The organism is Candidatus Sphingomonas phytovorans, assembly GCA_029202385.1.
Lineage (GTDB): Bacteria > Pseudomonadota > Alphaproteobacteria > Sphingomonadales > Sphingomonadaceae > Sphingomonas > Sphingomonas phytovorans.
The window spans coordinates 2,975,469-2,988,055 of sequence record CP119314.1; the positions used below are offsets into that span (position 1 = coordinate 2,975,469).

Below are 12,587 nucleotides of genomic sequence, written 5' to 3' on the forward strand. Positions count from 1 at the left end.
CTCCCGCAAGCAGGAGGGGAGTTAAGAAGCGCTGTCGAGGCCTTCCACGGTCAGCCGGTCATTGGTGTACACGCAGACTTCAGCCGCGATCGCCATCGCCTTGCGGCAGATCTTCTCGGCATCCTCCTCGTAATCGACCAGCGCCCTGGCGGCGGCGAGGGCATAATTGCCGCCCGACCCAATCGCGGCGATTCCGGCCTCCGGCTCAAGCACGTCGCCATTGCCGGTGAGGATCAGCGTCACCTCCTTGTCGGCGACGATCATCATCGCCTCCAGGTTGCGGAGATATTTGTCGGTGCGCCAGTCCTTCGCCAGTTCGACCGCCGCGCGCAGCAGCTGTCCATGATGCTGCTCGAGCTTTCGCTCGAGCCGTTCGAACAGGGTGAAGGCATCAGCCGTCGCGCCGGCGAAGCCGCCGATCACCGACCCGTCACCGAGGCGGCGGACCTTTTTCGCATTCGGTTTCATGACGGTCTGGCCCTGGGTCACCTGGCCGTCTCCGGCGACGATGACTCGTCCATTCTTGCGCACGGAGAGAATTGTCGTGCCGTGCCACGTTGTGTCGTTCCCGCTCATGGGGCGCATATGGGATGGGATGTGCGGGTGTGCAATCCGGTCGTCTTTTCCCGATTGCATGCAAGGGCTGGCTTGCCGATAAAGCAGCTACTGATCGTGGGGGGCAGCGGTGGCAACGAAGCATTCGGGGAAGCATTCGGGACCCGAGCATGCGCTGGAGCGGCTCGTTTTCTTCTCCGACGCAGTCTTCGCGATTGCGATTACGCTGCTGGTCATCGAGATTCACGTGCCACGGCTACCGCCCGGTTCGACCAATCAAGACTATTTCGTCGCGCTCGCCCATTTGATCCCCAGCTTCTTCGGATTCTTCGTCAGCTTCTGGGTAATCGGCGCCTTCTGGATCGTGCATCATCGTGCCTTTTCCCTGGCCGCGCATTATCGCGACTCGCTGCTCACCCCCAATCTCGCCGTTCTTTGCGGGATCGTCTTCATCCCCTTTGCCACCGCCTTCATGGCAGCCAATACCGGCATGCTTGTGCCACAGGCCCTTTACGATCTGACGCTGATCGTGTGCGGGCTGCTCCATCTTCGGCTCAACCGGATGGTCACCAGCCCGCCAGTGGTCAGCGAACAGGCCGATCCGCTGACGATCGCGCTGACCAGGGTGCGCGGCTGGTCGGTCACGCTCGGCGCTGCCTGCGCGCTTGCGATAGGTTTCGTCGATTCGCACTACAGCCAGGTTGCGCTGATCACCATTCCACTATGGCGCATCCTGCTCCAGCGCCGGACGCGGCGGCGCTTCCCCGCCGCATAAGCGCCGCCGATCGGCCTGACGCCGCACCGGCCCCCGGGCGCGAATGCCGCGCCCGGGGGCCGCGATCAGCGGCAGCGGGTGTTGTTGGCGTCGATCGAGGCGCCGGCGGCTCCTCCGGCAACGCCGCCGAGCAAGGTCCCGAACGTCTTGGAATCGCCCGGTGCGATGATGTTGCCGAGCAAGCCGCCGATCGCCGCGCCTACGAGCAGGCCAGTCGTGCCGTCCGAGCGGCGGCAATAATAGCGCCCGTCCTGGCCGCGATAGACCCGGTCGTTGCGCGACAGGCGACGTTCCCGATAGCGCGGTGAATCGCGATAATAATGGTCGGCATAATAGCCGTTATATTGCGGATCCGGGCGGTTATAATCGTACCGGCTATAGTTGCGGTAGCGCGGGTCCATCCCGCCGTCACCATAATCACTGCACCCGCTGACGAGACCGGCTCCAAGGGTTGCCACGGCCAGCAGGCCGAGAGTCATGGTACGCATGTCATCCTCTCCCGTTCGTTGTGCCTGCGTAACGCGGCCGGGACCGATATGGTTGCAATCGACGTGGTGGGATGTCCCCACTGGCAACCAGCGGCCCGCCCAAGGTTGCGCGCTGGCTCGGTCCATGTGATCCTGAGGGCATGGGCGCGGCCGAGATCCTGGGCGTGGCGGCGAGCGTTAGCCTGCTTTCGGGCTGGCGGCTCTATCTATGCGTGTTCGCCACCGGCATCGCGATGCATACGGGCTGGATCGCCCTTCCCGCTCACCTCCACCAGCTCGACATATTGGCCAATCCGTGGGTGATCGGGGTTGCCGGTGTGGCGGCCCTGGCCGAGTTCCTGGCCGACAAGGTGATGTGGATCGACAGTGCCTGGGATGCTGTCCACACGCTCATCCGGCCGATCGGCGGCGCGCTGCTGGCCCTGGCGATCGTCGATCCGAACGATCCGGCCTGGCAGGTGATCGCCCTGATCCTGGGCGGCGGGGCATCGTTGCTGACTCACAGCGCAAAGGCGGGTACGCGCGCGATGGTAAACGCCAGCCCCGAACCAGTCAGCAACCTGCTGGTTTCCACGACGGAGGACGTGGCGACCGGCGGGCTCTTGCTGCTCGCGCTCGCCAATCCGGTCATTGCCATCGGAATCGCGGTGCTGCTCCTTGCAGGCGCCGTCGCCGCGCTGTTGATGCTGCGCCGTCTACTGCGTTGGGTGACGCGACAGGGACGGACGGCTACCCGACCAACTGCGGATTAGCCCGACCAACTACGGATCAGGATGTCGCACGGAACAGCGACCGGATGCGTTCGTTGGCGAGACTCCTGAATGGAGTTGCGATCATGAAGATGACGAGCATCGCGCTGGCGCTTGCCCTGCTGGGCAGCACGGCAACCGTAACCGCCCAGACCACGCCGCCCGCCCCGGCGACATCGGGCTCGGAGAACGATGTGAACAGCCCCGACGTGGCGGCCGCCAACCGGGATGTCCAGGCCCAGGCGGCCGCGCGGCAGAACGCGGTCGCCGACGCCAATGCCGGGGCGCAGGCCGGGGCCGATGCCCAATATGCCGCCGACCTGGATGCGTATCGCGCGGCGCTCCGCGCGCATCACCGCGAGGTCGCGCTCGATGCCCGGATCGCCGAGCACAAGGAGCGCGCCTATGCAGACGCGATGGCCGACTGGCGGCGCCAGGTCTATGCCTGCAAGCACGGCAGCACCCGCGCCTGCAACGCGCCGACGCCCGACCCGGCAAATTACTGGTGAGCAAGCCCGGCCGTCAGTTCCTCGCGCGACCCGAGTACCGCGCCGAAATGATGGCGCCATAATCGCTCGCCAAGCGCGCCTGACCGGTCGAGCGAGGACCCGACCGTGAGCCAGCGCAACAGGGTCGGATGAAGCCCTGCGTCGAACAGGGCGAAACCGGCCGCGAGGATGCACGTATCGGCCTGGATGCCGCAGACGAGCACCCGGTCTACACCGAGGCCGCGAAGATGCCGGATCGCCTCGGGCGGCGGCAGATAGCCGTGCTTCACGAACAGGGCATCGGTCCGCACGAGGCTCGTGTCGTCAGGCGCCGGCTTCCAGCCGAGCTGGCGCTCGAACGGCGTGATCGCCTCGTCATGGCGTTCGACCGTCGCGACCGAAGGCATGGCGGCGGCGAGCTGTCCCACCTCCTCGATCAGCCAGGGCGGCGGATCGAAACAGGGCTGGACATCAACCACGAGCAAAGCCTGGCGCATGGCCGCTTGCACCCGACATAGGGGCCAAATGCAAGGTGCGTTCCGCGAGTCAGCCGCAACGTGCGATTGTTTTTGTCGCCGGGTCGGCTGCGGCCCTTGGTGTTGCCCTCCGGCTCCTTACATCGCCCCCATCACCACGCTGCTGGAGCCCGCCCATGACCGACACGACCGACTACGTCCCACCCAAAGTCTGGACCTGGAACAAGGACAATGGCGGCCAGTTCGCGAACATCAACCGGCCGATCGCCGGGGCGACTCACGACAAGGAACTGCCGGTCGGCAAGCACCCCCTGCAGCTTTATTCACTGGGCACGCCCAATGGCGTGAAGGTGACCGTGATGCTCGAGGAGTTGCTCGAACTCGGTCACGCAGGCGCGGAATATGACGCCTGGCTGATCCGCATCAACCAGGGCGACCAGTTCGGCAGCGGCTTTGTCGAGGTGAACCCGAATTCGAAGATCCCGGCGCTGCTCGACCGAAGCGGGCCTGAACCGATCAGGATCTTCGAATCCGGCGCGATCCTGATGCACCTGGCGGAGAAGTTCGGGGCGTTCCTGCCGACCGAGACGGCGGCCCGTGCGGAATGCCTGTCGTGGCTGTTCTGGCAGATGGGCAGCGCGCCCTTCCTCGGCGGCGGCTTCGGCCATTTCTACGCCTACGCGCCCTTCAAGATCGAATATGCGATCGATCGTTATGCGATGGAGGTGAAGCGGCAACTGGACGTGCTCGACCGGCGGCTTGCCGAGAGCGAGTATCTGGCGGGCGACACCTACACCATCGCCGATATCGCGACCTGGCCCTGGTACGGCGCGCTGGCCAAGGGGCTCGCTTATGACGCGGGCGAATTCCTTCAGGTGCAGGACTACAAGAACGTCCAGCGCTGGACCGATGCGATCGCCGCCCGTCCGGCCGTGGCCCGCGGACGGATGGTCAATCGCGTGATGGGCGATCCGGCGAGCCAGCTCCACGAGCGCCATGATGCGAGCGACTTCGCGACGAAGACACAGGACAAGCTCGTGCCGGCTGCGTGATCGAGCCGGATATGGCTGCAAGGCGCCTCGGCTTGACCAGGCCGGGGCGATCCTACATTTTGGCGCAATGACGCTATCCGGCTTCCCTCGCATCGCGGTTGATCCGGCCATATGTGGGGGTCGCCCGGTGGTTGCCGGTACGCGGGTGCGTGTGACCGACATATTGGAGATGCTGGCGGGTGGAGCGAGCGCGGCGGAGATCGCCGCCGATTTTCCCTATCTGTCCGTTGAAGATGTGCGAGCCGCCCTTTCTTATGCCGCGGCGGCCGCGGACCACCCGATCGTCCTCGCCGCCGAATGAAATTTCTGGTCGACGCACAGCTTCCACCGGCCCTGTGCCGGTGGCTGGACGCGCGTGGGCAGCAGGCTGTCCACGTCGCCGATACCGGGCTGGTCGCCGCCAACGACGCAACGATCGCAGCCTATGCCGAAACGCATGACATGGCACTGATCAGCAAGGATGAAGACTTCGTCGTCCTTCGCCTGCCCAATCGCTTCATCCTGATCTGGCTGCGTTGCGGCAACGCGACGAACCAGGCGTTGTCGGCGTGGCTCGACCAACGCTGGGATGAGGTTAGCGCCCTCCTCGCGAAAGGCGAGCCTTTCATCGAGGTGCGGTAAGGCCGGCACCGTCACATCGCCCTGTCACCGGAATGACGCCAACATTCACGAAGAGGCTGAGCAATGGTGCGGGCAGCTCCGCACGGCCACCGACGATTTGGGGAAAGAACGACAATGGCGGACAAACGCATCCTGAAGTTCCTGCCGCTGATCGCATTGATATCCGCCGCGACCGAACCGGCTCCGGCCCCGGTCCCGTTGCGGTTGAACGACATCAGCGTGGTCGGCACGCATAACAGCTACAAGCTGGCAATGCCGGCCGAGACGATGGCCAGGGTCCGCGCGGCCAGCCCGGCGATCGCCGACATGCTCGACTATGCGCACCGGCCGCTGACCGAACAACTCGATGCCGGCGCGCGGCAGATCGAGATCGACGTCAATTACGACCCGAAGGGCGGCCATTACGCGAAGGGATCGAACGATCCCACGCTGTTGCGGCCCGGGTTCAAGGTGTTGCACATTCCCGGCATCGACAATTCGAGCAGCTGCGTACTGCTGACCGAGTGCCTGCGCCTCATCCTGCGCTGGTCGGACCAGCACCCCGGGCATGTGCCGATCATGCTGATGTTCAACGCCAAGGATGAGAAGAATGCCTGGCGCGGCGGGATCGACGCGCTGCCGTTCGATGCGGCGGCCTGGGATGCGCTTGACGCCGAGATCAGGTCGGTGATGCCGGCGAAGAAGCTGATCGTGCCGGACGAGGTACAGGGCAGCCATCCGACGCTGCGCGACGCGGTGCGCGCCGGCAACTGGCCGACGCTGGAGAAGGCGCGCGGGCGCTTCCTCTTCGCGCTCGACGAGGGACCGGAGAAAGTGGCGGGATATCGCGGCGCGCGGCGGTCGCTGGAGGGTCGGGTGTTCTTCATCAACACCGACGAGGATTCGCCTGCCGCCGCCTATCTGACGCTCAACGATCCGATCGCGGAAGGCGCGCGTATCCGCCGCGACGTCGCGGCGGGGTATATCGTGCGGACACGGGCCGATGCCGATACGAAGGAAGCGCGCGCCAATGATGTGAAACGGCGCGAGGCGGCGCTGGCCAGCGGCGCGCAATATGTCTCGACCGACTATCTGTGGCCCGATGCGCGGTTCCAGGGCGGCTATCAGGTGCGCTTGCCTGACGGGGTGGTCGCTCGGTGCAATCCGGTGCGACGCGGGGCGGACTGCCCCAGCGCGGACCTGGACAAGCGCTGACACGACTCACGGGACGGCAGGCCGATTCTCCCACTGGATTCCTGCGCCCTCGCAAACTATGTATGGCATATTGTACGGATACATAAGGCATGCACGATGATCAGCCCGGAGAATGACGGCGAGAAATTCCGCTGGATCCTGAAAGCGGGATGGAAGGGCCTTTGCCCGCGCTGCGGCAAGGGACATATGTTCACCTCCTGGCTGAAGGTGACGAAGACGTGCGAGGTCTGCGGGCTCGACTATCGCTTCGCCGCGCCGGATGACGGGCCGGCCTTCTTCTCGCTGTGCATCGTCGCCTTTCCGCTGACCTTCCTGCTTGTATGGATCGAGGTGGCGTACAATCCGCCACTCTGGATCCATCTGGTCACTTCCTTCCCGATCATGATCCTTGGGTGCCTGTTGCCGCTGCGGCCGATCAAGGGATGGCTGGTCGCGTCGCAATATGTGAACAGGGCGCAGGAAGCGGGGACCGGCAAGCTGTGGGCGAAACTCCACGAGCGGCCGCCGGAAGAGGGAGCCAGCAATTTCGATGACTGATGCCTGGCTTCCCGATCTCGCAACCAGTACGGGCAGCAAATACCAGGCGATCGTCGACGCGCTCGATGCGGCGATCGCGCGCGGGCAGTTGCGCAGGGGCGACCGGCTGCCGCCGCAGCGCGAGGTGGCGGCGAAGCTCGGGGTCGACCTGACCACGGTGACCAGGGCTTATGACTCGGCCCGGCTGCGCGGACTGATCGAGGCGCGGGGCCGCGCCGGCAGTTTCGTGGCGGCGACGCCGCATGCACCGATCGCCCCGCCGCCCTCGGTCGATACCGGCATGAACATGCCCCCGGAGATTCCGGGCGGCCTGCTGAGCCGGGCGATCGTCGAGACTTCCGCCGCGCTGCTGGCTGGATCGGAAATGGCGTGGCTGCAATATGCGCCGGCTGGCGGTGCGCCGCAGGACCGTGCGGCGGGCGCGCGGCTGCTGTCGGGGCGCGGGCTGCCCTCGACCGAGGAGCAGGTGATCGTCACCGCGGGCGGGCAGAATGCGCTGCACGCGATCCTGGCCTCCACCCTGCAGGCGGGCGATACGATCGCGTGCGGCCGGTTCGTCTATCCGGGACTGAAGGCGCTGGCGGCGAGGCTTGGCGTTCGGCTGCTTGCCCTTCCGACACTGGATGCCGCCACGCTCGACGCAGCATGTCTCAGGGAAAATGTCCGCGCACTCTATGTCGTGCCGACCAACGACAATCCGACCGCCGCGACCATCACCGAGGCTGAACGCGAGGCGATCGCTGCCGTCGCGCGGCGGTACGAGCTGCAGGTGATCGAGGACGACGCCTATGGGCTGCTCGCCAGCGCCCCGCTCAGACCGATCGCCGCCTTTGCCCCCGAACGCTGCTGGTATGTGGCGAGCCTGTCCAAGATCGTCACGCCAGCGTTGCGCGTCGCCTATGTCCGCGCGCCGAGCGTCGGCAGCGCGCTGCGCCTCGCCGCCGACGTCCATGAGACGGCGATCATGGCGCCGCCGCTGAACGCGGCGATGGCCAGCCGCTGGATCGGCGATGGGACGCTCACCCGGCTCATCGCGGCAATGCGCACCGAGATCGCCTGGCGGCAGGCACTGGCCGACAATGTGCTGGGGGAGGTGGAGCGCCAGCGCTCGCCCGAGGGCTATCATCTGTGGCTGCCCCTGCCCGCCCCGCTCTCCGCCGACGATCTGGCCGGGGTGATGCGGCAGCACGGCCTCTCGGTGATCGCCGCCGGCAGCTTCGCGGCAGCGCGCGACGACTTGCAAGCGGTGCGGGTGTCGCTGGGCGGGCTGGTCGACCGCGAGCGGCTTGGCCGCGTGCTTCGCGTGCTGCACGGCTATGTGACCCAGCCAGTGGGCAAGGCCACGCCCTTGATCTGATCGCGGCCGCCGGACCAGTCCGGAACCGTAACGGTGGATGCTCGTTTGACCTTCAGACTGCCGGCCTGCTTCTCTTGCGGCGGCGACCCTGGGGAACAAGCATGACAATCACGATCCGATCACGATTGACCCTGGCCGCCGCGCTGGCGGTGATGGCAGTGGCGGGCGCGGCGCCCGCGACGGCGGGGACCGGCGCGGGCCAGGAAAAGCCCAAATCGACCACGCAGGAAGCGGGGCAGATCGTGTCGCAGCCGGTCCGCGACGTCGGGATCGAGAAGACCAAGATCCCGCCCCTGCTGGAAGAGGTGAGCCACGACCCCTATGGCACGGCCGGTACGGGCACCTGCCGCCAGATCGGCGCGTCGATCGCAGCGCTCAACAAGGATCTCGGGCCCGATTACACGAGTTCCCCGACCAAGAATAAACGCAACGTCGCCAAGGCGGGCGGCGCGGCGGTGGTGAACTCGCTCATCCCGTTCCGGGGCCTTGTCCGCGAAGTGAGCGGCGCCGCGCCGGCCGAGCGGCGGCTCAACGCGGCGATCGATGCCGGCATCGCCCGGCGCGGCTTCCTGCGCGGATTGCAGCAGGCTCGGGGCTGCCGCGGATAAGCGCGCGCCGCACAGGCTGGCTCGGCAAGCAGGGGCGCCCTCCCACCCGAACCGTCGGCATCAAACGCCCGTCAGGGCTTTGACTCAGCCTCGAATCGCTTGAGCGCCCGGATATCCTCATTCGAGGCGAATTCGCAGGCAAGGAGCGTCTTGCCCGGCAGGCCGGGGGATTCGCGCGCGATGATGGAAACTACGCCCATGTCGGGCAGGGGCTGCTGATCCTTTGGCAGGGCGCGGGCATAGCCCTTTGACGAAGCGCCGAGCAGGTTCGAGGTCTCCGGCGCAAGCTGGTAGCGGGCAGCCAGCTCAGTCGCGACGGCGCCCTGGACCAGCACGCCGACCGTCGAATTGGCGAAGACGACCTGGTTGCTGGCGAACCCGTCCTTCCCGATCGGCCCGGGCAGATCGTAGATGGCCGCCCCCAGCTTCGACATGTCGGGCTTGGCGACCTTCTCCGCCGCTTCGTACAGCGACTGCGCCGAGGCGAACGTGTAGGGCGGCTTGCATAGGGCGGCATCGAAGAAGTCGGGCGCCTCGCTCTCCGGGGCCTGCGCGGCGCCGAGGGCCGGGTTCGCGGTCACCACTACGGCCAGCGTGGCAAGTCCGGCCGGGAATGCGCGGGCCATGGCCCGAAAGGCGGCGGTGGCGGATGTCATGAGATACTGCTCTCCGATGTCAGGGGGTCGTGACGGTTTAGAGCCGCCGGGCGCCGATGTCATGCGATCCGGCACATGACCACCCGCACCGATCGCTCCGCCCGGAACGACTGCTTCTCTCACCGACCATGTCAAAGAGCGCTGGGACGGTGTTGGCATAGCCGCAGCCAGTGGCGGATTGAATCAAGCGCCTTCCGGCGCCGCGCCTTGCCGGTCGCGCGCCGTGGCGTTGGAAATGTCATGAGGGTCACTGACATTTTCGCAAACGGCCCTCTTCAATTATATTATTGTAAATCAATAATTTACATCATGACTTCGACGTCACCTCGACGGGCGCGCGGCCTTGTCTTTGTTGCGCTTGTCGGCGACGAAGCTGTGGCCGTTCTCGCTCTTGTGGATGTCGAACAGGCCGATCGCCTCGAACAGGTCAGGGAAATTGCGCACGCCGTAGTTGCGCGGGTCGATCGAGGCCTGGCGCTTCGCCGCGCTGCCCGCCGCCGGCATCGAGGCCCAGCCATCGTCCCAGGCGGCCGCCTCCACCGCGCCGCGCAGGATCGTGACGAGGGTCGCGTCCTGGGCGAGGACCTTGCCCGGCGCCTTTGCCGGCGGCGCCTCCGCCTTGGTCTTCGCCTTCGTGCCGGTGGTGGCGACCTTGCCGTCGCCCTTGCGCTTTTCGGCCGGCGGCGCGGCGGGGGCCGGTGCCGCGGGATCATCGAGGCTGTCGAGATAGAGGAAGGTCGTGCAGGCGTTGACGAACGGATCGGGCGTCTTGCGCTCGCCGAAGCCATAGACGTCGTGGCCGTTGGCCTTGAGCTGCATGACCAGCGGCGTGAAATCCGCATCGCTCGACGCAATGCAGAAACCGTCCAGCTTCTGCGTGTAGAGCAGTTCCATCGCGTCGATGACGAGGGCAATGTCAGTCGCGTTCTTGCCGGCGGAATAGCTGAACTGCTGGATCGGGCGGATGGCGAAGGCGTGCAGCTTCTCCCGCCAGCCCTTCAGGCCGGCGCTGCCCCAGTCGCCATAGGCGCGGCGGATATTGGCGGTGCCATATTTGGAGAGTTCGGCGAGGATCACCGCGATCTTGCTGTGCGAGACATTGTCGGCGTCGATCAGCAGCGCGATGCGGCGATCGGGGGCCGGGGTACTGGGTTGATAGTCTTCCATGATTTTCTTTCTTGTCGGTGATGCCCGGATATCCGGGCGCCGCGCATCAGTGCGGCAGCGTGGTGGTTGGCGCGGCGTCGGTGGATCGCAGCCGCTGCCGGGATGAGTCATGATAGCACAGGCGGTCGGGCGGCATCATTTTCGTGCGCGCGGGAGAATGTCCACGCCGCGTTCCGCCGACCAGAGTCCGCGATCGGTGCGCCTTCATCCAGCTCTGTTAACGGGGATCGTTGCCGGCGTTGTCCGGATGCCGCTGACGTGAGCACCGTCGAAGGTGATGAGGGAGAGATATTTCAGCTTCCCCGATTCCATCCATTCGAGACGAACACGTCCGTCTTTCATCAGATAGGGGCGGTTATGCTTATACTCCGTGAAGGGCCACGCGATCAGCGGCTTCGGCTTCAGGCAGCCGGCGCGTATCGCCGCATCGTCCGCACAAAACACGCCGGTCGGATTGGCCGTAAGCAGCTCTTGCGGGAAAGCGGCTTCATGGGAATCATAGGACTCGATCAGGTGGGAAACCACACGCTCCAGCTCGGGCGTGATCGGCGCGCCGCCCCCGACCGCCGGTTTCAGCGACCAGACCTCGAAAGCACCCTCCTTCGAAAGCAACGCATCCGCGCACATGCCTTCGATCGGACCATTGTTGAAACAGCCCATCGCCGGGGGCGGCGTTGCGACCTGGAGCAGCAGCGGAAGGATCAGCAATACCATCTCCTGTTCGTGGGCCCTGGCTTGGTAGCCGCGTCAATGGCGTGCTCCAAGCGGGAGATTGGGGATTATTGCACGTGGCGCCGGAATCCCCAGATCGTGGCGCCGGTCAATGGGGTGATGCGAAGACCCGACGACGAAGAATGCACTGCGACCGTCATTTCGGCCGGTTATAAACCGGGAGGAAGCGTGACGCCGGGCGGGACGCGGACGGTGGTGGTGAACAGGCGCAGCCTGGATGTCGCGTCAGCGATGGCGATCAGGTTCATCATATAGGGAGTGCCCTTGGCGTCGCGACGCACAAAGGCCCGGCGCTCGACGGCTGAGCTGGTCTGGGTCACCGGCGCCTGCTTCCATCCCCTGACGACGATCAGCGCGGCGACCGCATCCGTCATGCCGTTGACCGCCGGGGCGAGGAGGATCACGCGGCAGACCGGCTGCGGCCCACCAAAGGTGACGACCACATCGCCCGCAGGCAGCACCCGCGAGCCCATTGTCGCCCTGGAAACCATCGCGCCGCCCGCCCGCCCAAGATCCTTGAGGATGCGATCTTCGATGCCGAAGGTCAGGCCCATGGCTTTCACCGCCGCCATGGTCTTGTCGAGCGCATCCGGATCCTCGTCCCTGGGCAGCGCGATGGCTCCGGATTGAATACCGTAGCAGGTAGCGGTGCTCAGGTCGGCGACCGCTTGCACAAGCTGCCCGTCCGGGATGCCCGGCGATTGAGCATTCGACGCCGCGCTGATGGCGATGATCAATGCGGCCAGGATGATGTTACGCATATGTCCTCCGATCGCGTGGCATGCAGGGACAATCGTTTCGAACACGCTAAACCTCCGATGCGGAGACGCTTTAAATATTGGGCGCGCACCAGTGTAGCAGCCCCGCTCTCGATAAAGCCGATCTTATTCACGCCTTGAACCTGTGTCCGTACCGATGTCGCGTGATCATGGTCTGCTCGATGTGCGGGTCAATGGCCGGCAGATCCGCATGAGCGACACCTTTGAAGACAAGGGCGCACTGAGTTTAGGGGTTGTTGCACGTGTCACCGTAATCAGGGTCGGTTGCGCGCACCCCGCGCCACAGCACCTGCCCTCACCGTCCACCACGCAAATGTGCGTGCTCTTGTCCGAAACATCCAAACCAGCATACA

At 65.6% G+C, this 12,587-nt stretch carries 17 protein-coding genes; 10 read left to right on the forward strand and 7 right to left on the reverse strand.

Annotation, left to right across the window (positions count from 1 at the left end):
- Nucleotides 1–21: 21 nt before the first annotated feature.
- On the reverse strand, nucleotides 22–576 hold the full coding sequence (hslV, locus tag P0Y59_13610; protein WEJ97995.1) for an ATP-dependent protease subunit HslV: 555 nt from the start codon (nucleotides 574–576) through the stop codon (nucleotides 22–24).
- Nucleotides 577–685: 109 nt separating this feature from the next.
- Between hslV and P0Y59_13615 the strand changes: the two genes are divergently transcribed.
- Entirely contained in the window at nucleotides 686–1,330 is a 645-nt protein-coding gene (locus tag P0Y59_13615; protein WEJ97996.1) for a TMEM175 family protein, read from the forward strand.
- A 65-nt stretch (nucleotides 1,331–1,395) separates the two neighbouring features.
- Here P0Y59_13615 and P0Y59_13620 read toward each other — a convergent pair whose 3' ends face one another.
- Nucleotides 1,396–1,818, reverse strand: a complete 423-nt coding sequence (locus tag P0Y59_13620; GenBank protein WEJ97997.1) for a hypothetical protein — start codon at nucleotides 1,816–1,818, stop codon at nucleotides 1,396–1,398.
- 140 nt (nucleotides 1,819–1,958) lie between these two features.
- On the opposite strand from P0Y59_13620, the gene P0Y59_13625 reads away from it, so the two are divergent.
- The gene (locus P0Y59_13625) at nucleotides 1,959–2,570 is read left to right on the forward strand and encodes a DUF4126 domain-containing protein (protein WEK02573.1); all 612 of its coding nucleotides are present in this window, start codon (nucleotides 1,959–1,961) and stop codon (nucleotides 2,568–2,570) included.
- Between the two features lie 83 nt (nucleotides 2,571–2,653).
- Entirely contained in the window at nucleotides 2,654–3,076 is a 423-nt protein-coding gene (locus P0Y59_13630; protein WEJ97998.1) for a hypothetical protein, read from the forward strand.
- Here P0Y59_13630 and P0Y59_13635 read toward each other — a convergent pair.
- Nucleotides 3,067–3,552: a cysteine hydrolase family protein gene (locus P0Y59_13635; protein WEJ97999.1), complete on the reverse strand. Its 486-nt coding sequence runs from the start codon at nucleotides 3,550–3,552 to the stop codon at nucleotides 3,067–3,069. The genes P0Y59_13630 and P0Y59_13635 overlap by 10 nt on opposite strands.
- Before the next feature lie 155 nt (nucleotides 3,553–3,707).
- On the opposite strand from P0Y59_13635, the gene yghU reads away from it, so the two are divergent.
- From yghU to P0Y59_13670, 7 genes are all read left to right on the forward strand, one after another.
- Nucleotides 3,708–4,583 (forward strand): glutathione-dependent disulfide-bond oxidoreductase, encoded by an 876-nt coding sequence (gene yghU / locus P0Y59_13640; protein ID WEJ98000.1) that lies wholly within the window; start codon nucleotides 3,708–3,710, stop codon nucleotides 4,581–4,583.
- Between the two features lie 67 nt (nucleotides 4,584–4,650).
- Nucleotides 4,651–4,884, forward strand: coding sequence for a DUF433 domain-containing protein (locus P0Y59_13645; GenBank protein ID WEJ98001.1), 234 nt, complete (start codon nucleotides 4,651–4,653; stop codon nucleotides 4,882–4,884).
- Nucleotides 4,881–5,204: a DUF5615 family PIN-like protein gene (locus tag P0Y59_13650; GenBank protein ID WEJ98002.1), complete on the forward strand. Its 324-nt coding sequence runs from the start codon at nucleotides 4,881–4,883 to the stop codon at nucleotides 5,202–5,204. Before P0Y59_13645 ends, P0Y59_13650 begins: the two co-directional genes overlap by 4 nt.
- A 114-nt stretch (nucleotides 5,205–5,318) precedes the next feature.
- The gene (locus P0Y59_13655) at nucleotides 5,319–6,398 is read left to right on the forward strand and encodes a phosphatidylinositol-specific phospholipase C1-like protein (protein ID WEJ98003.1); all 1,080 of its coding nucleotides are present in this window, start codon (nucleotides 5,319–5,321) and stop codon (nucleotides 6,396–6,398) included.
- A gap of 96 nt (nucleotides 6,399–6,494) precedes the next feature.
- Entirely contained in the window at nucleotides 6,495–6,935 is a 441-nt protein-coding gene (locus P0Y59_13660) for a DUF983 domain-containing protein (GenBank protein WEJ98004.1), read from the forward strand.
- Nucleotides 6,928–8,292 carry a PLP-dependent aminotransferase family protein gene (locus P0Y59_13665; protein ID WEJ98005.1) on the forward strand — a complete coding sequence of 455 codons (1,365 nt, stop codon included), beginning with the start codon at nucleotides 6,928–6,930 and terminating at the stop codon, nucleotides 8,290–8,292. Before P0Y59_13660 ends, P0Y59_13665 begins: the two co-directional genes overlap by 8 nt.
- Nucleotides 8,293–8,393: 101 nt before the next feature.
- A complete protein-coding gene (locus P0Y59_13670; protein WEJ98006.1) occupies nucleotides 8,394–8,900 on the forward strand; it encodes a hypothetical protein in 507 nt (168 codons plus the stop codon).
- Between the two features lie 71 nt (nucleotides 8,901–8,971).
- On the opposite strand, the gene P0Y59_13675 is transcribed toward P0Y59_13670, so the two are convergent.
- From P0Y59_13675 to P0Y59_13690, 4 genes are all read right to left on the reverse strand, one after another.
- The gene (locus P0Y59_13675) at nucleotides 8,972–9,526 is read right to left on the reverse strand and encodes a hypothetical protein (GenBank protein ID WEJ98007.1); all 555 of its coding nucleotides are present in this window, start codon (nucleotides 9,524–9,526) and stop codon (nucleotides 8,972–8,974) included.
- A 351-nt stretch (nucleotides 9,527–9,877) separates the two neighbouring features.
- Nucleotides 9,878–10,723: an NYN domain-containing protein gene (locus tag P0Y59_13680; protein WEJ98008.1), complete on the reverse strand. Its 846-nt coding sequence runs from the start codon at nucleotides 10,721–10,723 to the stop codon at nucleotides 9,878–9,880.
- Between the two features lie 204 nt (nucleotides 10,724–10,927).
- Complete coding sequence (locus tag P0Y59_13685; protein WEJ98009.1) at nucleotides 10,928–11,437, reverse strand: hypothetical protein; 510 nt, start codon at nucleotides 11,435–11,437, stop codon at nucleotides 10,928–10,930.
- Between the two features lie 167 nt (nucleotides 11,438–11,604).
- On the reverse strand, nucleotides 11,605–12,216 hold the full coding sequence (locus tag P0Y59_13690) for a hypothetical protein (GenBank protein WEJ98010.1): 612 nt from the start codon (nucleotides 12,214–12,216) through the stop codon (nucleotides 11,605–11,607).
- Between the last annotated feature and the right edge of the window lie 371 nt (nucleotides 12,217–12,587).